This is a genomic window from Archangium sp. Cb G35 (genome assembly GCF_001896145.1).
Classification (GTDB): Bacteria; Myxococcota; Myxococcia; order Myxococcales; family Myxococcaceae; genus Archangium; species Archangium violaceum.
Window position 1 is genome coordinate 1014163 of sequence record NZ_MPOI01000001.1, and the last position, 20779, is coordinate 1034941.

16 protein-coding genes are annotated in these 20779 nt (G+C 68.6%); 10 read left to right on the forward strand and 6 right to left on the reverse strand.

What is annotated here, in order from left to right:
- Positions 1 to 13: 13 nt before the first annotated feature.
- Entirely contained in the window at positions 14 to 775 is a 762-nt protein-coding gene (locus tag BO221_RS04195) for a DNA alkylation repair protein (RefSeq protein WP_073558973.1), read from the reverse strand.
- Here BO221_RS04195 and BO221_RS04200 point away from each other — a divergent pair.
- Genes BO221_RS04200 through BO221_RS04210 form a run of 3 tightly spaced genes read left to right on the forward strand, consistent with a single transcriptional unit; the run spans position 759 to position 3438 of the window.
- Positions 759 to 1817, forward strand: a complete 1059-nt coding sequence (locus BO221_RS04200) for a DUF2157 domain-containing protein (protein ID WP_083680729.1) — start codon at positions 759 to 761, stop codon at positions 1815 to 1817. The two genes, BO221_RS04195 and BO221_RS04200, sit on opposite strands and share 17 nt — an antisense overlap.
- Positions 1818 to 1819: 2 nt before the next feature.
- Entirely contained in the window at positions 1820 to 2893 is a 1074-nt protein-coding gene (locus BO221_RS04205) for a DUF4401 domain-containing protein (RefSeq protein ID WP_073558975.1), read from the forward strand.
- Positions 2893 to 3438, forward strand: a complete 546-nt coding sequence (locus BO221_RS04210) for a GDYXXLXY domain-containing protein (protein WP_083680731.1) — start codon at positions 2893 to 2895, stop codon at positions 3436 to 3438. The genes BO221_RS04205 and BO221_RS04210 overlap by 1 nt, the downstream gene beginning before the upstream one ends.
- On the opposite strand, the gene BO221_RS04215 is transcribed toward BO221_RS04210, so the two are convergent.
- From BO221_RS04215 to BO221_RS04225, 3 genes are read right to left on the reverse strand one after another with little or no spacing between them, the layout of a single operon-like run.
- The gene (locus tag BO221_RS04215) at positions 3431 to 3952 is read right to left on the reverse strand and encodes a DUF6484 domain-containing protein (protein WP_073558977.1); all 522 of its coding nucleotides are present in this window, start codon (positions 3950 to 3952) and stop codon (positions 3431 to 3433) included. The genes BO221_RS04210 and BO221_RS04215 overlap by 8 nt on opposite strands.
- A gap of 17 nt (positions 3953 to 3969) precedes the next feature.
- Positions 3970 to 6372, reverse strand: coding sequence for a type VI secretion system Vgr family protein (locus BO221_RS04220; protein WP_073558978.1), 2403 nt, complete (start codon positions 6370 to 6372; stop codon positions 3970 to 3972).
- Positions 6373 to 6376: 4 nt separating this feature from the next.
- Positions 6377 to 8641: a type VI secretion system Vgr family protein gene (locus BO221_RS04225; protein ID WP_073558979.1), complete on the reverse strand. Its 2265-nt coding sequence runs from the start codon at positions 8639 to 8641 to the stop codon at positions 6377 to 6379.
- Positions 8642 to 9005: 364 nt separating this feature from the next.
- On the opposite strand from BO221_RS04225, the gene BO221_RS04230 reads away from it, so the two are divergent.
- From BO221_RS04230 to BO221_RS04250, 5 genes are all read left to right on the forward strand, one after another.
- On the forward strand, positions 9006 to 10316 hold the full coding sequence (locus BO221_RS04230) for a TIGR02270 family protein (protein WP_158079785.1): 1311 nt from the start codon (positions 9006 to 9008) through the stop codon (positions 10314 to 10316).
- Positions 10317 to 10454: 138 nt separating this feature from the next.
- Complete coding sequence (locus BO221_RS04235) at positions 10455 to 11948, forward strand: hypothetical protein (protein ID WP_073558981.1); 1494 nt, start codon at positions 10455 to 10457, stop codon at positions 11946 to 11948.
- Positions 11949 to 12085: 137 nt separating this feature from the next.
- Positions 12086 to 15931 (forward strand): serine/threonine-protein kinase PknK, encoded by a 3846-nt coding sequence (locus BO221_RS04240; RefSeq protein WP_073558982.1) that lies wholly within the window; start codon positions 12086 to 12088, stop codon positions 15929 to 15931.
- A gap of 38 nt (positions 15932 to 15969) precedes the next feature.
- Positions 15970 to 16464, forward strand: a complete 495-nt coding sequence (locus tag BO221_RS04245) for a hypothetical protein (RefSeq protein WP_073558983.1) — start codon at positions 15970 to 15972, stop codon at positions 16462 to 16464.
- A 21-nt stretch (positions 16465 to 16485) separates the two neighbouring features.
- A complete protein-coding gene (locus BO221_RS04250) occupies positions 16486 to 17538 on the forward strand; it encodes a hypothetical protein (protein ID WP_073558984.1) in 1053 nt (350 codons plus the stop codon).
- On the opposite strand, the gene BO221_RS04255 is transcribed toward BO221_RS04250, so the two are convergent.
- Positions 17535 to 17915 (reverse strand): hypothetical protein, encoded by a 381-nt coding sequence (locus BO221_RS04255; RefSeq protein ID WP_073558985.1) that lies wholly within the window; start codon positions 17913 to 17915, stop codon positions 17535 to 17537. The genes BO221_RS04250 and BO221_RS04255 overlap by 4 nt on opposite strands.
- Before the next feature lie 97 nt (positions 17916 to 18012).
- Between BO221_RS04255 and BO221_RS04260 the strand changes: the two genes are divergently transcribed.
- Together BO221_RS04260 and BO221_RS04265 are read left to right on the forward strand one after the other, a co-directional pair.
- The gene (locus tag BO221_RS04260; protein WP_073558986.1) at positions 18013 to 18273 is read left to right on the forward strand and encodes a hypothetical protein; all 261 of its coding nucleotides are present in this window, start codon (positions 18013 to 18015) and stop codon (positions 18271 to 18273) included.
- A gap of 30 nt (positions 18274 to 18303) precedes the next feature.
- Positions 18304 to 19818, forward strand: a complete 1515-nt coding sequence (locus tag BO221_RS04265; RefSeq protein WP_143195246.1) for a glycosyltransferase family 39 protein — start codon at positions 18304 to 18306, stop codon at positions 19816 to 19818.
- Between the two features lie 29 nt (positions 19819 to 19847).
- Here BO221_RS04265 and BO221_RS04270 read toward each other — a convergent pair whose 3' ends face one another.
- Complete coding sequence (locus BO221_RS04270; RefSeq protein ID WP_073558987.1) at positions 19848 to 20363, reverse strand: hypothetical protein; 516 nt, start codon at positions 20361 to 20363, stop codon at positions 19848 to 19850.
- Between the last annotated feature and the right edge of the window lie 416 nt (positions 20364 to 20779).

Consider the following 20779-nt stretch of genomic DNA (forward strand, 5'->3'; position numbering starts at 1 on the left):
GGAACGGGCACCCTCACCCCGTCCCTCTCCCGGGGGGCGAGGGGATATTGGGGCGAGAGAGCTTCCGTTTCAGGTAATGCTCGCGCTTCGCCTTGGGGAACTTCTCGATGGCGTAGCGCAGCATGGTCCTCGGCATCTCCCGCGCATGGCGGTCGAGGAAGGTTTCCTCGCTCGCCAGGTCCCTGTTGCCGACCTCGCGCAGCATCCATCCCACCGCCTTGTGGATGAGGTCGTGCTCGTCGTGCAGCAGCAGCTCCGCCAGCTTCAGCGTGTCCTTGAAGTCTCCCGCACGGATGAAGGCCTGGGTCGACATGATGGCGATGCGCCGCTCCCAGAGCACTGGCGAGCGCGCCAGCTCATAGAGCCACGGCGTGAGTTCGGGGTGCTCGAGCAGGTACTCGCCCAGGAGCTTGGGTGCCACCGTATCCACCAGGTCCCAGTTGTTCAGCCCCGCCAGGTGCTCCCGGCAGAACACGAAGAGACGGTGGCGTCCGGCCCCGTCCGCCCGCTCGAACCGCGTCACGAGGATGAGGAAGCCCGTGAGCCGGTGCTCGTGGAGCTCGCTCCGCAACAACGCTCCCAATTGCTCCAGGGGAAGGTCCTTGTGACGCTTGGCGATCCTCCGCTGCTCCGGCACGGTCACGCCGAGGAACACGTCTCCCTCGGCGTACTCGCCCGGACCTGTCTTGAAGAACCTCGGGTAGAAGGCGGCCTTCTCGGGGTCGGCCGCCCGCGCCAGCTCGTCCTGGATGGCCTCGATGGAGGGGGTATTCACGGGCGGGAGTCTGGCGGTGACGTGGCCCGTAAGGCTAGCGTCCCGCGCCGTGTCCCATGACCTGCTAGACCTCGCCGCCACGCCCGAGCGCCTCCGCACGCTCGCCGATGCCGGTGTCCTCAACCCCCAGGGCCTCGAGCACGCCCTGCGGCTCGCCGTGGCCACTCCGCAGCGAGCCGCCTGGCGGCGCTTCCTGTCCGCCGTGCTGCTGGGCTTCGGCTCGCTGCTGGTGCTCTCCGGCGTCATCTACTTCTTCGCCTACAACTGGGCGGCGCTCCACCGCTTCGGGAAGATGGGGCTGCTGCTGGCCGCCATCCTCGGGGCCTGCATCGCCGCCTGGCGCCTGGGCGAGACCCTCGCCGGACAGTTCGCCCTCCTCTTCGCCGCGGTGCTCGTCGGCCCGCTCCTCGCCGTCTACGGGCAGGCCTACCAGACGGGCGCGGACCCCTATGAGCTGTTCCTCGGGTGGAGCGGTCTCATCCTTCCCTGGGTGGTGCTCGCACGCTTCGCGCCCCTGTGGCTGCTGCTGCTCCTCCTCGTGAACACCGGGCTGAGCCTCTTCTGGTTCCAGGTCGCCGATGGCGAGGGCACCACGCTCATGCTGGTGCTCGCGCTGGTGAACGGCGCGGCCTGGGTGGCGAATGAAGCACTCGCGGCACGCGGCCTCTCCTGGCTACGGGGCCGGTGGATGCCTCGGGTACTGGCGATGATGACCATGGCACCGCTGCTCGGCCTGGCGGAGCTCCAGGTGGCGGTGCCCCGGGAGGGTGACACCGCGAGCATCATCGGGCTCGGCCTGCTCCTGGTGGTGATGGCGGCGGCGTACATCTTCCACCGGCGGGTGCGCTCCGAGCTCTTCCTCCTCACGCTCGATGCGGTGAGCGCGATGACACTGCTCACCACCCTGGTGGGCCGCTTCCTGTTCGAGACGAGCCGCTTCGACGCGGGCGTCTTCCTCGTATTGGCCGTGCTCATCATTGGCGAAGTGGGGCTCACGGTCTGGTGGCTGCGCGCCGAGGCTCGCGGTCCGGAGGAGGCCTGACCATGGCGTTCAAACCCTCACTGCGGGACGTACTGCCCACCCCATTGCACGAGCCGGCACGCACCGCGCTCGCCTCCAGCGCCGAGGCCACGGCCAGCGTGCCGTGGTTCGTGCGCATCCTCACCGGCTTCGGCGCCTGGCTCGCCTCGTGGTTCCTGATCGCCTTCATCGCGATTGGCGTGCTCGGAGCGGGCGAGGAAGTGGGCGCCATCGTCCTGGGATTGATGCTCACGGGAGTCGCCGTCCTCGTGCGCCACGCGGGAAGCAACGTGTTCCTCACCCAGCTCGCGCTGTCCTCGGGGCTGGCCGGACAGGGGCTCTTCATCGGCGGTGTGGGGGCCTCTTCGGACGAGAAGATGGCGGCGCTCGCCACGGTCGTCATCCAAGCCGTGCTCCTCTTCATCTACCCGGATCTCATCCAGCGCTTCCTGTCCGCGTTCTTCGGCAGCCTCGCGCTGTTGTTCCTGCTGCGCCTCACCGCGCCGGCCATGCTGACGGATGTAGCGCTGGTGGGCATCACCGTGCTCGCGCACCTGCTCCTCCTGAAGCAGGCCCGGCTCCAGAACGGACGCTGGAGTGCACTGGTGACGCCCGCGGCCTTCGGGCTCGTCACCACACTCCTGTCCTCACTGGTGATTCGCACTTGGTTCCATGACATCTACTGGGACATCTTCCGCAAGGGCGCGTCGGAGCCGCCCACCGCGGTGCTGACACTCGGGCTCGCCGTGGTGACGCTGTACTCGGCCTGGCGCGTGCTGGAGGAGACGGACTCCGCGCCCGGTGGCCCCGCGGGAGTGACGGCCTTCGCCTCGCTGGCGCTGACGGCCCTGCTCACGCTCCACACGCCCGGAGTCATCGCGGCCACCGGCGTGCTGCTGCTCGGCTTCCACCGGCGCAACGTGGTGCTGCTCGGAATGGCCGTGGTCTTCATCCTCGCGTTCGGCGTGGGCTACTACTACGACCTCCAGCTCAGCCTGCTGGCCAAGTCGCTCGCGCTGCTGGGCAGCGGACTGGTGCTGCTCGGCCTGCGGCTCTTCATCGTGCGCCGCTTCCCCGCGGCCGAGGAGGTGCGCTGATGCGCGCCCGCGTCATCTTCGGTGGTCTCCTCCTGGTGGTGGCCGCCCTCGTGGTGCAGGTCGTCCGCAAGGAGCAGGTGCTGGCCCACGGCACGTCCGTGCTGCTGGAGCTCGCCCCAGTGGATCCCCGCTCGCTCATCCAGGGCGACTACATGGTGCTCGACTACGCCGTCAGCCGCGAGGCCCGGCTGGCCAGCGCCACGGATTGGGGCGTGAGCTCGAGCACGGGCTCGGAGCCGAAAGAGGGGCGTCTCGTGCTCCGGCTCGATGAGAACGGCGTGGGGCGCTTCGTCCGGCACGACACGCCCGGCACCCCGCTCGCCCCGGGGGAGTTGTTGCTGCGCTACAAGGTGCGCCAGCACCGCGTCCGCCTGGGCGCGGAGTCCTTCTTCTTCCAGGAAGGCCACGCGGACCGCTACGAGGGAGCGAAGTACGGCGAGCTCCGGGTCACCCACGATGGCACCAGCGTGCTGGTGGGCCTGCGAGACACCGATCGCCAGCCGCTCGGCCGCGCCGGAGGAGACAAGGCCGTGCAGGTCAATTGATCTGCACGGAGCCGCCCTTGATGCGGTTGACTCCGGCCGCGCTCGACTCGAGCTGCACGCCCTTGATGATCACCTTGCCGTTGCGCCGCAAGGTGATGCTCGCCTTGCCACACGACAGGACGATCTCGTCCTGCCCCTCGATGACCACGCGCTTGCCGTCCACCCGGGCCTCCACCTGCTCCCGTGGGACGCGGGCCTCCAGGATCTCGTCGATCAACGGCGTGCTGCTCGTGGTCTGCACCAGCCCCACGAGCAGGGGGCGCGTGGGGATTCCGTTCTCGAACAGCAGCACGGCCCGCTGCCGTGAGGAGACCGCCTGCTCCAGGGTCTTCGCGTCGAGCGGCACGGTGGAGAGGGCCGGCAACGGACCCGCCGTGTTGCCCTCGTAGTCCACGAGCACCCCGCGGCCTGGATCAACGCCCACCACCCACCCCACCCGGCTGCCGACGATGGGCTCCTGGGGGACGGGGTCTTGCGCGGACAGCGGGGCCTTCTTGCCAGAGTTCATGCTCATTCCTTCCATCTCCCGGCTCACCGCTCGGAGTCACTTGCCTTGGTGCGGCCTGGCGAGCTGGCCACGGGCTGCGCCGACAGGGACTGGAGCTCGGACTGGGCCGAGGACAGGTCGATGTCGGGTGGATCCTTGTGCTCGACCGGCTGCACATCCGGAAGCTCCAGCTTGGAGACGGACTTGCTGCTGAGCGAACCCGCCCCCAGCATCTTCACCTTACCGCCCTTGACCTTGATGTTCGAGCCGTCGATGGTCAGTGACTTCGCGAACCACTTGACGGCGCCGGACTTCTCCATGCTGACGATGAGGTTGCCGCCAACGATGAGCGAGAACTTGTCCGCCTTGAATTGAAAGGATTTGGCCAGCGAGGCCGCGGCCTTCCCGACCTCGGTGTGGGCCTTGGCTCCGACGTCGTCCTTCTGGTCCTTGCCGGCCGCCAGCGACACCGAGCCCTTGATCTGGGACTCGAAATCACTGCCCACCTTGGTGGAGCGATCCTCGGACACGTTCTCCTGACGGAAGCCCCCGACGTACTCGAAGCTGGCGCCTCCCACCTGGATGGACTTGTCCCCGCTCACCGACTCGCTCTTCGTCAGGATGACGTTGATGGAGTAGGCGGCCCCCACGTTCAGCGCGGCCGCATGGGAGACGGAGGTGTTAGCGGTCTGCACCACGAAGGTGTTCTGCATTCCGCTCACCGACACCGACTGGTTGCCCTCCACCTCCTCGTCATGGCTCCCGCGGATGCCGGTGGTCCGGTTCCCGGAGACCGCGAGCGTCTGGCTCCCCTCCACGAGCCCCATGTCCTCCTGCAACACGGACAGCGTCTGGTTGCCCTCGACGGTGCGCTGGCGATCCTTCTTCACGAGCAGCGCCTCATTGGCGCGGATCTCCTGCGTCTTGTCGTTGCGGGTGTGCAGGTCATCGTCCTTCTGGGCGTGAAAGAAGACCTGCTCCTCGCCCGCGGCATCCTCGAAGCGCAGCTCGTTGAAGCCGTCGCTGTTGGGACTGGAGGAAGTGCGCAGGGTGGAGCGCGTCTTCTCGTCCGGCAGCGAGTAGGGGGTGGGGTTCTGCCCGTTGTAGACAGCCCCCGTGATGAGGGGCCGGTCCGGGTCCCCCTCGAAGAAGCGGATGACGACCTCCTGCCCCACCCGCGGCAGGAAGAGCCCACCCCATGCGGGGCCGCCCCAGACCTGGCCCGGGCGGATCCAACAGGAGCTCTTGTCGTCCCTGCCGCCCTCGCGGTCCCAGTGGAACTGAACCTTGATGCGGCCGTGCTCGTCGGGGTGGATCTCCTCGCCGGGCGTGCCCGTCACGGTGGCGGTCTGGATGCCGGAGATGACCGGGCGGGGCGTGCTCTGGCGCGGCCGGAAGGGCACATCCGAGGGCAGGCAGCGGAACTCGTTCCGGTAACGCCCCTGCCCCAGCGCCTCGTGCCGCGTGTGCGCCTCGGGCTGGTGGCCCACGTGCTGAACCTCCACCACCAGCAGCTTGCCTCCCGCGACCGCGTCCAGCTCGAAGAAGTGACCGGGGCACAGCCGCGGGCTGACACTGACACCCGACTGGGTCCGCTCGGATTGGAGCTGCTCCTCCAGCCGCACCTTGCTGAGCCGCTTGCCCTCCGAGGGCTCCACGTACCTCGCGGGAAAGTCGTAGAGCTCGAGCGCGCCGAAGTCACCGCTCTTGGAGGGCCGGGCCGTCAGGTCGAGCGCGGGCTTCTTGAAATCGAAGTCGCGCACCATGACCTTGCCGGGGCGCAACCGGTGCACCTGGGCCAGGGTGGAGGCGTGCTCCGCGTCCGCCACCCGGCCATCCTCCTCGCGGAACGGCAGCAGCGAACCGCCCGCCATCTCCAGGTACGCCCCGGAGCTGTCGCCCAGCAGCAGCTCGTGGGCGTCCTCCGAGTGCGTGAAGAAATAGAAGATGCCCTCCTCCTCCAGCAGCCGGGAGATGAAGTCGAAGTCCGACTCCCGGTACTGCACGCAGTACTCACGAGCCGCATAGCTGCCGGACAGGACGAAGCGGTGCTTCACCTGCCCCTCGCTCAGCACCTGCTTGACGATGTCCGGGATGGCCTTGTGCTGGAAGATGCGGCTGCGCCGCACGTGCTTGAGCCGCTCGAGCGCGGGCACCACCCGCAGGCGGTAGCGGAGCCGCCCCCCGTGCAGGCCCAGCGCCTGGGCGCGATGCACCTGGCCATTCACGTAGCGCACGGGCTCGCCCGCGTGCTGGAAGGTCAACGAGGCCGGAGTGCCCATCAGCTCCGCCAGGTCCAGCGGCTCCTCGGCGTGGGTGTAGAGCTCCAGGTTGAACTCGAAGGGCCGCGACAGCCCCTCCACCCCGGAGAGCCGCGTGACCACGCTCTCCTCCGGGGCATGGCCGCCCACCTGGAGGCCGAACGCCATCTTGTCCGTCCATGCCATGGCGTCAGTTCTCCGCGATCTTCGAGCCCTTGATGACCACATCGCCGCTGGCGGTGATCTCCACCTTGGCGCCCTTGATGATCACATCCCCGTTCTTCTTGACCTGGAGGGTGGCGGAGCCGACCTTGAGGGTGAACTGCTCCTCGGCCACCAGGGAGATCTCCTTGGCGGACAGGGTGTAGGAATCCTTGACGGCGTGGTTGTGTTTGCCCGCCACGCTCACCATCAAATCCTTGCCCACCTTGAGGTTGCGTGACTTCCCGACCTGCTCGGACAGGTCTCCGCCCACCTGGAGGCTGCGCGAGCCCACGACCGTCTCGGACTTCTTGGCGCCGACGACCTCCGACTTGGCCCCGCCCACCTGCTCGGCCTTGAGGCCCCCCACCAGTTGGTTGAGGGCACCGCCCACGCTGACGGAGTAGGCCCCGCCCACGTTGAGCATCTTCGCCAACCCCACCGTCTCGAGCGACGCCATGCTCACCAGCACGCTCTGACTGCCACCCACGCTGACGGACTGGTCGCCCGCAACCGTCTCGGTGTGGTTGCCGCCCACGGACGTCGAGCGATCCTTGTCCACCTGGAGTGACTGGTTGCCGCCGATGACACTGTCGTCGTTCTTCTTCACCTCCAGGGACTGGTTGCCCTCGATGGTGCGGCTGCGGTCCTTCTTGACGAGCAGCGTCTCATTGCCGCCCACGTGCTGGGTCTTGTCGTTCTCGACGACGATGTCCAGGTCCTTCTGGGCGTGGAAGTAGACCTGCTCCTGACCGGCCGCGTCCTCGAAGCGCAGCTCGTTGGAGCCATCGCCGCCAGGACTGGAGCTGGAGCGCAGGGTGCTCCGGGTCTTGTCGTCCGGCAGGGAGATGGGGGGTGGATTCTCGCCGTTGTAGACGCTGCCGGTGACGAGGGGCCGGTCGGGATCTCCCTCGAGGAACTCGACCACCACCTCGTGGCCGATGCGAGGCAGGTAGAGGGCGCCCCATCCGGGGCCGGCCCATGACTGACTCACGCGAATCCAACAGGAGCTCTTGTCGTCCCGGCCGCCCTCACGGTCCCAGTGGAACTGCACCTTGATGCGGCCATGTTCGTCGGTGTGGATCTCCTCGCCCGAGGGCCCCACGACGATGGCCGTCTGGGCGCCAGGAATGAGGGGCCGCGGAGTGGTGCGCGGCGGACGGTAGGGAACCTTGGCGGGGAGGCAGGTGAAGGTATTGCGGTAGCTCTCCTGGCGGGCGTCCGGCGGGCCCTCGAAGAGGAGCACCTCGGGCTGGCGCCCCTCGTGGCGGGCGGAGAGGACGAGGTAGCCACGGTTGAAGGCGTCCGCCGGGTGCTCGTCCAGCTCGAGGGTGTGGCCAGCACGCAGGCGCCGGCAATTGCTGGCACCGGAGCCGAGCTCCACCCGGGCCCGTAGCTCCTCCAGACGCACCTTGGCGAGCGCCTTGCCCGTACCGGGCGCCTCGTAGCAACCCGGATAGTCGTAGACCTCGAGGGAGGACTCGGCCTCGTCGTCGGTGCTGGTGGCGGTGAGGTCCTGGGAGGGGCGGACGAAGTTGTAGTCCCGGAGGGCGACAGCACCGGGCTGCACCTGGAGCTGAGAGGAGAACTCGTGCACGTACTCGCTGTCGGCGACCATCTTGGAGGTGGTGCGGAAGACGAGCCGCGCCTCACCGGGCATGGCGGGACAGCCGAGCGAGGTGTCGGCGAGCACCAGGGTGTGAGCGTCCTCGGTATGCTCGAAGTAGTAGAAGATGCCCTCTTCCTCGAGCAGGCGGGAGACGAAGTCGAAGTCGGACTCGCGGTACTGCACACAGTAGGTGCGTGTGGCGTAGGAGCCGTTCAGCTCGAGCCGGTGCTCCACGAGCGCATCACCGAGCACCTCGTGGACGATGTCGGGAACGGTCTTCTCCTGGAAGATGCGGCTGTTGCGTGTGTGCTTGAGCGTCCACCAGCGGGGCACGACCGTGACGCGGTAGCGCAGGCGATCCTCGGAGGCGCCGGCCTCCCAGCGGGTGACACGCGAAACGACGCCATGGAAGTAGCGCTCTCCGTCCTCGCCGAGGTGCACGGCGAGCAGGGCGTTCTGCCCCAGGAGGGCCCGCTCATCCACGGACACGTCTGGCGGGGCGGCGAGGAGGACATCCAGCGTATAGGGCTGGGACATGGCCTCATCGGCCTCGAAGCCAATGACGGCCAATTCGCCCAGCGCATGTGGACCCACCTGGAAATCAAACTCGGCCTGATTCGCCAGGAGAGCAGCGGTTGCGACCATAAAACCCCCCTTCTCCGACAGTATGCTCCGAGCCGGGTCCACAGTCACGGCCCCGCGTTGAATACCGTCTGCCTGGATTGTTCGAAGGCCCGTGAGCAGTGTGAAGCTCTTCACAGCGCTCCGGCTCAGCACCATGCTGAAATCCTCGGCTGGACAGCACACCTCGCCGGGCGGCGTGTTGCAGCGCTCACCGCGAAGCAGGGGGCCGACAAGTGTTTGTCTTCCGTGGTGACTTCTACTCAGTGCGCGCAATCGCAGAGCGGATGCGACATATCACCACGCTGTACCAGGCAGCGTTCCCGAATAGAGCGCGACGCGCGTACTACACGGTCAAGCCCCATACAATCCGGTACACATGGAACACATGAGCCACACGCTGATGGATGTGCTGGAGGAACACCTGGACGAGGCGGCATTCCTCTGGCTGCAGTGGGAGCGCAGCCTTGTCTCTCCCACCTTCGTGCTGGACGAAGTGGCCGGGATCGAGGAGCGGCTGATGGCCCATGTGGATGGCCTCGTCCTGGGCGGAGCTTCCGCGACCGAGAAACTGCTGATTCCAGCATTGGAAGCACACGAGGACGTGGAACGCGTCACCGCCGCGGCCTACACCCTGCTGGGCTCCGAGAATCCCTCGGGCGCCGAAGCGGTACGAACGGCCCTGGAGAGCGCCCCCCCAGAGGCCCTCCCCGCCTTTCAGCGAGCGCTCGAGCTGAGAGGGTACGAGGCACTGCCCTCCTGGCTCTCTACACTGCTCAAGCAGGACGAGCCCCTCCAGCTGGCCCTCGCATTGGAAGTGCTCGCCTCCCATGGCGTGGATCCAGGCCCAGCGCTGCCGGACCTGCTCCGGCATGAGGAGCCCCAGGTGGCGGCAGCTGCCCTGCGGGCGGCCGCTCGCCTCCGCGCCCCCCTGGAACGACAGGTGCTCCAGGCGGGCCTGACGTCACCCGTCTCCGCCCTCCGGGATTCCGCCATCACAGCGGGGTTGCAGAAGGGCCATCGGGGCGCCTGGACCGCCTGCCAGGCAGCCGTCGACAGCAGGGCTCCCGGGTTGCGGCTGCCCGCCCTGGTGCTGGCTTTGAGCGGGGATGCTCGCGAGGTGGAGCGGTTGAAGCGCCTCCTCGAGGAGCCCGGCCACCGTCCGGATGCGCTCTGGGCCCTGGGCTTCAGTGGCCAACCCGCCGCCGCCGAGCTCTGCCTGCAATGGATGGAGGATGATGCCGTGTCCCACCTGGCGGCCGAGGCCTTCTGCGCCATCACCGGACTGAGCCTGGAGGGCCGTCTGGCCGCACCGCATGTCGAGGAAGAGCCCCTGCCTCCGCTGGAGGAGGAGCCCCTCGATGTCGATCTCACGCCCAAACCGGAGGATGACCTTCCCCGGCCGGTCGCGGCGGAAGTGCTCGCGTGGTGGAAGGAGTCACGCAAGAACTTCGAGCTGGACCGTCGCTACCTGCACGGAAGGCCCTTCGGAACCGAGGCACTCTTCGAGTCGCTGATGACGGCTCCGATGCGCCGGCGCCATGCGCTGGCGCTCGACCTGGCGCTGCGCAGCCGGGGAGAACCGCGGGTGCCAACCCGGGCCTTCACTCCCTATCAGCGGAAGGCCCTGGAAGCAGTGCGCACAACGGTTCCATCCGTGCTGAGCCGCCCCTTCACCGACGGACTCCATTCCTCCTGACGCAGGGACGTGACAGCCCATCCCGATCGCACCGGCAGTGCGTATCCCCCCGGCCCCTTACGGACCCGTGGCCACACCCCGGGGGTTTTCACCGTCGCTCGATTGATAGATTCGCCGCCCTCCAGTTAGCTGATCGCCATGCTCAACCGAAGACTCGCCACATCACTGCTCACCACGGGTCTCCTGGGTGGAGCCTGGCCTCTCGCCGCGGCCGCGAAGGACGCGAAGGACTCGTCCCTCCCGCCGCCTGTCGTCAGCTACAACATCCCCATCGACGCCGTCGCTCCGTCCCAGAGCCCCGAAGCCAATCTGCCCTACTTCGATGACTTCTCGTGGCGGGAGTTCATCGCGCTCACCTGGCCGGTCACCGTCAGCACCAGCGCGCCGTATTCCCGCGGTCTTCCGGACATCAAGAAGAAGTACGGCGATGTCTCGGTGCCGGGTGTCTGGGAAACGTGGAAGGCGGACTACGAGCTCTTCCTCCCCAATGGCGCGGCCCCCGCGGAATGGAAGAGCTTCGCGACTCTCTCGCCCTGTGGCGGCCCTGGCACCCTCGTGCCGTACGAGAAGGTGCTCGGCTCGTTCAACACGTACCACGGCTTCAACCAGGCGAGCATGACGGAGGCCGCCGGTCCCCTCGTGAGCCAGAACCGCCAGTACGTCCGCTACGAGACCCGGGTCAATCAGGTCGAATACAATTACATCACCAACCCCGGCGCTTCCTACCCCGGCCCCCTGTACCTGCTGAAGAACCTCCCAGGAAATGGCTCGGCCAATCCCGCGCTGAAGTTCCCGAGCGGCTCGGTGGAGGTCAAGGCCTCCTGGCGCGTGATGACGGGCGTGCCCGCGAAGCAGCGCAAGCGCTACTACGTCACCAAGGCGAAGGTGCTCGATCCCGTGAGCGGCACGTGCACCCTGACCGATGTCGGCCTCATCGGGCTGCACATCGTGAACAAGACCCCCTCCTTCCCCCAGTGGATCTGGTCGACCTTCGAGCACGTCGACAACGTGCCCGCCCTCCCGGGTGAGCGCACCCGGGGCAAGCCTCCCTACTCGCTGAACGACAACAACCCGAAGACGCCACCCTCGGAGATGGGCCAGCCCATCAGCCAGTGCAACCCGCCGCAGCAGAAGCCGGCTCCCACCGAGGTGGTGCGCAAGCGGCCCATCGCGGCCTCGACGCAGAAGACCAATCAGCTCTACCAGCAGGCCAACGGCGTGAAGGGGACCGTCTGGGAGAACTACCAGCTCGTGCTCACCCAGTGGCCCGTCGACGGCACGGACACCTTCCCCAACGTGACCCAGCCGCAGCCCCAGACCAATACCGCCAACGTGGCGACGGAAACCTGGGTCCAGGACTCCACGGCGACCTCGTGCATGAGCTGCCACAGCGTGTCGAACAGCCACCAGTATGATTTCGTCTGGTTCCTCCCGCTCGGCGCCTGGCCCCAGAAACAGGCGCCCTGCGCGCCGCAGGTGGCCTCGGCCCCGCCGGCAGCCCAGCCGGCAGACAAGCTCGCGGCCCCACCTCCCGAGTCCACCGTCGCCGCCGAGCGCCGGGACAAAGCCATCCTCGATTTGCGCGACCTCCTGAAGCGGACACAGCAGGGCCAGGCCGCGGCGGGGGAGTGAGCGTCGCTTCACAATCGCCGGGCTCTTGCCGATAATCCCTCACGTGACACGCGGCGTCAGCGGCTCCTCCCTCTAGAGGGCCGCGCACGCCCGGCCCTGGCAGGTGCCGTGCCGGTCGTTCGTGAAAGGAACGGAACGTGAGGGTCCCCGCGAGAGCCGACTTCCTCGGCAATGAGCGATTCCAGGTCCGCCGTCCTCTGGGCCAGGGCTCGTTCGGCCACGTCTACGAGGTCTTCGACACCCTCTACAACACGGTGGTGGCCCTCAAGCTCCTCCACGAGCCCCGGCCCATCGCGCTCTACCGCTTCAAGCAGGAGTTCCGGCTGTTGGGGGATCTCGTCCACCCCAACCTCGTGACCCTCTACGAGCTGCACTCGGAGGGAAACCAGTGGTTCTTCACCATGGAGTACGTGGAGGGCTCCCACTTCACCACGTACGTGCGCTCCATGAGCGCCTCCCTGTCCCTGAGTGACTCGCCCCAGGACAGGACGGAGACGGTGATCCCCAGCCCGCGGCCGAGCGACCCGGGCGCGAGCGGCCCTCACGACGCGACGGCCACCTTCTCCTCGGACGAGCCCTCGAACGAAGTGCCCATCGCGCGCGAGCCCCGGCCCGCGGCGTCGCCCTTCCTCGTCGACCCCGAGCGCCTGCGCGCCGCCTTCTACCATCTGGCCCAGGGCGTCCGGGCCCTCCACTCCGCCGGCATCGTCCACCGCGATCTCAAGCCGTCCAACGTCCTGGTCACCCCCACCGGCCGGGTCGTGCTGCTCGACTTCGGACTCGCCAAGGAGCTGGCTCCCGCGCCCCAGGACCAGGCCCCGGAGGGAGTCGCCGGCTCCCCCTCGTACATGGCGCCCGAGCAGTGGGCGGGCGAGGGCATCTCCGAGGCCACCGACTGGTACAGCGTCGGGGTGATGCTCTACGAGGCCCTCAGCGGCATCCGCCCCTTCTACGGAAACTCCTCCGAGCGGCGCGAGCAGCAACAGCAGGGGCCCGTCCCCCTCATCCAGGTGTCGCAGGACATTCCGAAGGATCTCTCGGAGCTGTGCATGCGCATGCTCGAGCCCGAGCCGGGCCGCCGGCCGGGATTCGAGGAGATCCTCGCCTGCTTCGCCCTGCGGGGTGGAGGCACCGGCGCGCGCGGGGCCGTGGCGCTGCCGGAGCGGGGACGCACGCTGGTGGGCCGCGAGGCGGAGCTGGCGGTGCTGGAGGAGTCCTTCCAGCGCAGCACGGCCGGAAAGCCCGGCATCGTGTACCTGCACGGACCGCCCGGCATGGGCAAGAGCACGCTCCTGCGCGGCTTCGTGGAGTCCGTCCACCAACGCGGGGCCATTGCCCTCATGGGCCGCTGCCACGAGCGCGAGTCCGTGCCCTACAAGGCCCTGGACAGCCTGTTCGACTCGCTCGTGCGCTTCCTGCTGCGGCTCCCCCCCGAGGAGGCCCGAGCGCTCCTCCCGGAACGGTTCCATGAGCTGCTGCCGGTGTTTCCCGTGCTCCGGGTGGTGGCGGAGCGGCTCGACCCCACGCCGGCCGCGCCCGGGCCCCAGGAGCCCCTCCAGGCCCGCAGGCACGTGGACACCGTCCTCAAGGAGCTGCTGCGGCGCATCTCCGGGCGGGGACCGCTCGTGCTCTGCCTGGATGACCTGCAGTGGGGTGACGTGGACAGCGCGCAGTTGATGGCGGAGCTGCTCTCGCCGCCCGACATGCCCACGCTCCTGCTGGTGGCGAGCTACCGCAGCGGGGAGGCCCGGAACAGCCCCTTCCTGCGTGAGCTCGAACGGCTCCTGGCACACTCGCTCGTGCTGGAAGCACCGCGCGAGCTCGTGCTCGGGCCGCTGCCGGCGGAGGAGGCCACGCGGCTGGCGCTGTACCGGATGGGTGCCTCCTCGCACGAGGCCCGGCTCCAGGCCGAGCGCATCATCCGCGAGGCCGAGGGCAACCCGTTCTTCATCGAGGAGCTCGCCCGCACCGAGCCGGGAAGCAACGCCATTGGCTCGGAGCCCGGAGAGCACGTCACCCTGAGCGGTGTCCTCGCGCGACGGCTCCGCCAGCTCCCCGAGGGCGCCCGCCGCCTGCTGGAAGTGGCGGCCGTGTCCGGCCGGCCCACGGAGGAGACGGTGGTGCTCGAAGCGGCCCGCCTCGGGGACACCGCGCTCTCCTCGCTGGTACTCCTGCGCGCCCAACACCTGCTCCAGGGCCGCACCGGCGACTCCTCCCGCCTCGAGGTGGCCCATGACCGCATCCGCGAGAGCGTGCTGGCCCAGCTCGAGCCCACCACGCTCGCCCACCACCACCGGCGGCTCGCCGAGGTGTGGGTACAGCGGCCCGAGCCAGACCCCGAGCTGCTCGCCCTGCACCTGCATGGCGCGGGCGAACTGCGCGAGGCGGCCGTGCAGGCCTTCCGCGCGGCGGAGCGGGCCTGGAAGGCGCTGGCCTTCCACCGTGCCGCGGATCTCTTCGGCTCGGCGCTCGAGTGGAGTGGTGGCGCCGCGAACGCCGCCCTGCCCGAGCCACGCCTGCTGAAGCTGCGCCGTGCCGAGGCGCTCGCCAACGCGGGCCGGGGTGGCGAAGCGGGACCGCTCTTCCTCCAGGTGGCCGAAGAGGGGCCCGAGGAACACGGGTTGGACCTGCGGCGCCGGGCCATCGAGAGCCTGATGCTCAGCGGCCGGATCGACGAGGGGCTGACGCTGGTGCGGCCGGTGCTGACGCGCGTGGGCCTGTCCTACTCGGACTCCAACGCCGTGGCGATCGGCGGCGTGGCGTGGAACATGATGCGCCTGATGGCGGGCGGCGCGAAGCTGCGCCAGCGGCCGGACCCCGTCCCCGACGCGCTGCGCGCGCGCATGGACGTGACGTGGGCCCTGGGCAAGTCCCTGGCGAGCATCGAGTCGCTGCGCGCCATGGGCTTCCAGATTCAAAGCCTGCGCATGGCCCTCGAGTCCGGAGACCGCGCCCGGGCGTCCCGCGCGCTGACGGCCTTCGGGGCCTTGTGGCTCTGGCAGGGCACCGCCGGCTCGGTGAAGCGGGGCGCGCGCTACCAGGAGCAGGGCAAGGCACTCGCGCTCGAGCTGAACGATCCCGCCCTCATCGGCTTCGCGGAGGCGTACCAGAGCACCCACTCGTACGTGCTCGGCGAGTGGAGCACCGCCCTGGCGCAGGCGGACCACGGGATGAAGCTGCTGCGGGAGCACGGCCTGGACGTCATCTGGGAGACCAACGTCGGACGCACCCAGGCTTGTCTGGTGTTGCAGGCCACGCACGGCCTGCGAGAGCTGGGGCAGCGCGCCTCGGAGTGGTTCCGCGAGGCCAACGAGGTGGGAGACCTCTTCTCCCGCGTCACCGCGTCCTTCTCCACGGCCCTGTGCCTCATCTCCCAGGGCCAGACGGACGAGGCCCGTGCACTCATGACCGAGATGATGGCGGGCTGGAGCCGGCTCGGCGCCATCCAGCACGGCTTCCAGGTGCTGCGCGAGACGCTGGCGGAGCTGTACGAGGGCAAGCTGGACCAGGCCCGGGAGCGGCTGGAGAAGGCGTGGCCCTCGCTGGTGGCCGGACAGTGGCTGCGCGGGCAGCTCGGCCGCTTCGAGCTGTATGGGCTGCGGGCCCGCATCTCCCTGGCCCTGGCGGAGCGGGAGCCCCAACGGCGTCAGGAGCTCGTGCGGCTCGCGAACAAGGACATCGGCCTGCTCGCCCAGGAGATCCGGCGCGACACGCCGTCCCTGGTGCACCTGCTCCAGGCGGGAGCGGCCCGGCTCGGTGATCAGCCCGAGCAGGCGCTCTCGCACCTGTCGGCGGCCATCGACGGCTACGACGCGGCCGGGATGCCCACGCTGGCCGCCAGCGCCCGCCTGTGGAAGGGCGAGCTGATGGGAGGAGACGCGGGCAAGGAGCTCATCACCCGCGCCACCGGCACCCTGCGGGGTGAGAACATCCGCGAGCCGCGCCGGTGGGCCGCGATCCTCGCCCCTGGCTTCGGCGCGTAGTTCAAGATATCCCAGCACCACCCACGAGGGAGGGGACCGTGCTTCTACACTTCATTTCCGATCTGCTCCGCAATCCGGAGTTGCAGCGGCAGTTCAGCAAGGACCCGGATGGCACGATGTCGAAGGCCAACCTGTCCGAGGCGCAGCGGGAGGCCTTGCACAAGGGCCAGCTCGATTCGGTGATGAAGCTGCTCAAGACGGAGCTCGCCTCACTGGAGATGTTCGCCGTGGTGTGGGTGAAGGCGGTCGTCCAGGTGAACTCGGCGACCCCGAGCACGGGCTCGTGCGGCAACACGGTCCAGCTGCGCGTGGCGGGGGATTTCTTCACCACGGGCACGTTCGCCGCCCTCAAGATGAGCGGCATGGATGTGCCCGCGATGACACAGAGCGTGGAGAACCCCGGCTGCCGTGGCTCTGTCCTCCACTGCACGCTGAACCTCCCCTCCAACGCGCCCATCGGCGTGTACGACCTGGCCGTGGTCAACCCGGACGGGCACTACGGCATCCTCCCGCAGGCATTCACCATCGATTGAGCACGGCTCCAGGGCTTCCCGATGATCGTCCCCATCGATGAGTTGATGAGCCGCCTGAAGCCGTTCCTCTCCAAGGAGCTGGTGGGAGAGGAGGCGTTCGGCCACGTCAACGCGGTGGCCCGGCTGCTTCCGGAGGTCTCGGGAGGCTTCTGCTTCGAATGCCGCATGGAGGCGGGGGCCCCCCGGGTGGACTACATGGTCTGCTGCATGCGGACCGATGGAGGCCCCCATGCGCTCGCGGACGCGCTCGCGAAGACGCGCGAGCAGCTGACCGGGCCCCTCTGGGATGGCGTGCGCGAGTTCTCGCGGCAATGGGTGGATCCAGGCTCGCCGCTGGCGCGCGTGCCCGTGCTCTGGCTCGAGTACGACGTGGAGGGTCCGACCACCAACCCCAAGCCCTTCGCCTTCGCCTGCGTGCAACCCGAGTTCGGGCAGAAGCCGCCCGGCTCGCGGCGGGAGACGGGCGCAACGGTGGACGAGTCGCTCCAGCTCACCTGGCGAGCGCTGGAGGCCTTCCAGGGTGCACCGGTACGCCCGGACATCGCGCGCACCGTGTCGCGCTGCTTCGAGCAGCTGCCCGACTTCGCGGAAGTGGAGCACGTGGCTTCGCTCGCCTGCCGCGGCTCGGACGCGGTGCGGATGATCATCGGCATGCCCCGCGAGGAGGTGGGCGGATATCTCGAGCGCATCGGCTGGCCGGGTTCGCGGGCGCAGGTGGAGGAGCTCACGAAGACGTGGCTCGACTACCTGCACTTCGCGGAGGTGAACCTGGACGTGAGCGAGACGGTGGGCCCCACCATCGGGCTGGCGCTCCCCTTCCCCGAGAAGCCGCACGAGCCGTGGGCGAAGGAGTTCCTCCAGCGGATGGTGGACCTCGGACTGTGCACCCCCGAGAAGCGCGAGGCCATCCTCCAGTGGCCCGGGCGCGAGCGCGTTCCGCTCACGGGACACCGGTGGCCGAGCAACCTGTGCCGGACCGTTGGAGCCAAGCTGGTGGTCCGGCCGGACGCACCAGTCTCGGTGAAGGTGTATCCCTACTTCGAGTGCCGGTTCTCGCTCTGGAGCGACGTCTAGCCGACGGTGAAGAGCTGCTGCAGCATGAAGGAGCTGGAGCCCAGGCTGGTCTGGACGTACCCGAAGACGATGGAGCGCACGGTGTTCCCGTGGGTCCTCGGGTCAAAGAGGTACGTCTGGGAGAAGCCGGTCATGGCGTTGCCCGAGGGCGGGGAGCCAAGGGCGGTGACCGAACCCGAGCAGTAGAACTTGAATGAGTCCGTGGGGTTGGTGAGGCCCACGTACAGGTTGGTGATGGCGTCCGTCTGCGCGTTCTTCGGCGCGACCGTGCAGGAGACCGCGAGCTGGCCCTCCAGGAAGGTCACCGTCCAGTTGCTCGGCACGACCAGGTCGTTGTTGCCATAGCCGTAATCGGGATTGGTCTCGCTGATAGCCATGTCGTTCCCCTCCGTTCCGCTCTCGGGCCGATGATAACCGGTTGAGTGCCCGCCCGGGGTTAGACTGGGGTCATGCACCGCCGCGACTCCTTGTCATGTGTGCACGCTGCTGTCTTCCCACAAGCTCTCGGCGCAAGCGGTTCGCGCAGGCACCCTGTTCGCCGAGAAGCACCACCGAAGCGAGGACGCGCAGCTCCAACTGCTCGCCCGGTGCGCGCTCCACATGGCGATGATGCAAGAGGCCGCGCAGGGACACTTCCAGGAAGCCCGGAAGCTGGGAGCCCGGCTCCAGGCCTGGGCCCCCCAGTTCGCACGCGAGCAGGGCGTCACGGCACTGATGCTCGTATGGCCCACCTGAGCCCCGCCCCATGAGGCCCCCCGCGTTTCCATGACCCCAAAGCCCCTCCGCTCCTGGCTCCTGCCCGGGCTCGCACTCGCCACGGCGGCGCTGCACCTGCTCTTCGCCCACCGCTACGGCTACTTCCGGGACGAGCTCTACTTCATCGCCTGCGGCCAGCGGCTCGACTGGGGCTACGTGGACCAGCCTCCCCTCATCGCCGTGGCCGCCCGGCTCGCCACCACGCTCTTCGGCCATTCCCTCACGGGCCTGCGCGTGCTGCCCGCCCTCGCCTCCGCGGGGCTCGTGGCCCTCACCGGACACCTCGCGCGGCGCTTCGGGGGTGGAAACTTCGCCGTGGCGCTCGCCGCCCTCCCCGCCGCGCTTGCTCCCATCTTCCTCTTCGAGGGCCATACCCTCACCATGAATGCCTTCGAGCCCCTCCTGTGGACGGGCTGCGCCGCCCTGCTGGTGCACCTGGTGCGCACGGAGCAGCCCCGGCTGTGGCTCGCCCTGGGCGCGCTCGCGGGCGTGGGGATGCTCAACAAGTACTCCATGGCCTTCTTCACCGTGTGCCTTGTGCTCAGCGTGCTCCTCACTCCGGCGCGGAGGCTGCTGGCCAGCCGATGGCTCGTCATGGGCGTGCTGCTGGCCACCGCGCTCGTGCTTCCCAACCTCCTCTGGCAGCACGCGCACGGCTGGCCCATGCTCGAGCTGCTGCGCAACGGCCAGCTCTACAAGAACACCCCCTTCCAGCTCGGCGACTTCGTGCGCGGACAGTTCCTCCTGCTGCACCCGCTCTCCGCGCCCCTGTGGCTCACCGGGCTGGGTTTCCTCCTGTTCTCCCCCGCCCTCCGGCCCTACCGCGCGCTCGGCATCGCCTACGTCCTGCTCTTCGGCCTGCTCGTCTTCCTGCGCGCCAAGGACTACTACCTGGCCCCCGCCTACCCCATGTTGATCGCCGCGGGCGCGGTCCAGGCCGAGCGCCGCATCCAGCGCCCGGTGGCACGCGCCGCGGTGCTCGTCCCGGGCCTCGCGGGCTTCGCCGCCCTCGCGCCGCTCACCCTCCCCGTGCTGCCCGTGGACACCTTCATCTCCTGGCAGCGCACCCTGGGCATCGAGTCCGCCCCGCAGGAGCGCCACGAGTACGGCGTCCTGCCCCAGCACTACGCGGACCAGCACGGCTGGGAGCAGCTCGTCGCCTCGGTGGCCGAGGTGTACCAGCGCCTGACTCCGGAGCAGCGGGCGCGCACCACCCTGTTCGCGCAGAACTACGGAGAGGCCGGGGCGCTCGACTGGCTCGGCGCGGCCCACGGCCTTCCCCCCGCGCGCTCGGGCCACAACCACTACTTTCTCTGGGGGCCCGGGGACGCGGACGGGCCTCTCCTCGTGGTGGGGGGCAGCCTGGAGGACCTCCAGCCCGTGTGCGCGCGGGTCGAGCTCGCCGCGCGCGTGCCGCCCAGCCCCTACGTCATGCCCTACGAGAACAACCTACCCATCTATCTGTGCTCGGAGCTGAAGGTGCCTCTGGCCACCCTCTGGCCGCGCGTGAAGCACTACGAGTAGGCGCCCGGACGGCACCGGCACGGGACGGCCTAGGAGCCACCCATCCGTGGGCTCATCCAATCGACGATGCGGCTCAACGTGGCCGGGCGTGGGTTCTCCAGCGAGATCTGCCCGGTGTCGTCCCCAGTCACGGGAACCGGCGTGGGGAGGGACTCGATCCTGCCTTCCATCTTCAGGTAGGGCGACAGCCAGAGCCGGTAGGAGAGCGGCATGAAACCGCTGAACGTCTTGTAGGCGATGATGTACTGCCGCCCCTTCTGCACCGGGTACTGGAGCACCGCCGTCCCCGTCTCGAGCGCGTTCTGAACGTAGTTGCCCCCGATCTGGGTGAGGTTCGCGCCCTCCTCGATGGCCGCGATGGTGAGCGGATACCCGTAGCCATGGACGTAGCCGTTCGGGGCCACCTCGATGACATCGGAGATCATGGTCACCACGCCGCTCTCGCGCGCGGTCACCACGAAGGCGTCGTAATGGAAGTACTGAGGAGCCTGCAGAGAGCGGGTGGTGAGCACGCCACGGAAGGCACGGTCCTCTTGAGGCAACACGCCAGCAGCTACCTCCTCTTCGGGAGCCGCGGCCAGGGTGTGGGAGGACGTTCCGGCCGGAGCAGGATGGGTCGGTACGGGATTCGGCTCGGTGGGTCCGGGCTCCGGCTGGCATCCGGCAACGGCCACTTGCGCCAGGAGCAGGAACAGAACGGCAGGACGCGACGACTGCGAGTATTCCATGGGTCTTTCCCCAGTTTGGCCGGCCCCTCCGGCATGTTCAGGGACGCGCGCCGGGTGGTCAACAGGAACCTGCCGGTGTCCGTGAACGGGTGCGCATCACGCCCAGGAAGTCCCCCTGGCTGTCATTGGGACGAAGCCCTCGAATGCAGATGGCCCGTAGCCCACGACGACAGGGTTTCACCATCAATCCCAGAATTTCCGTGAGCGGATGAGACCCTGACAGGAGAATGCCG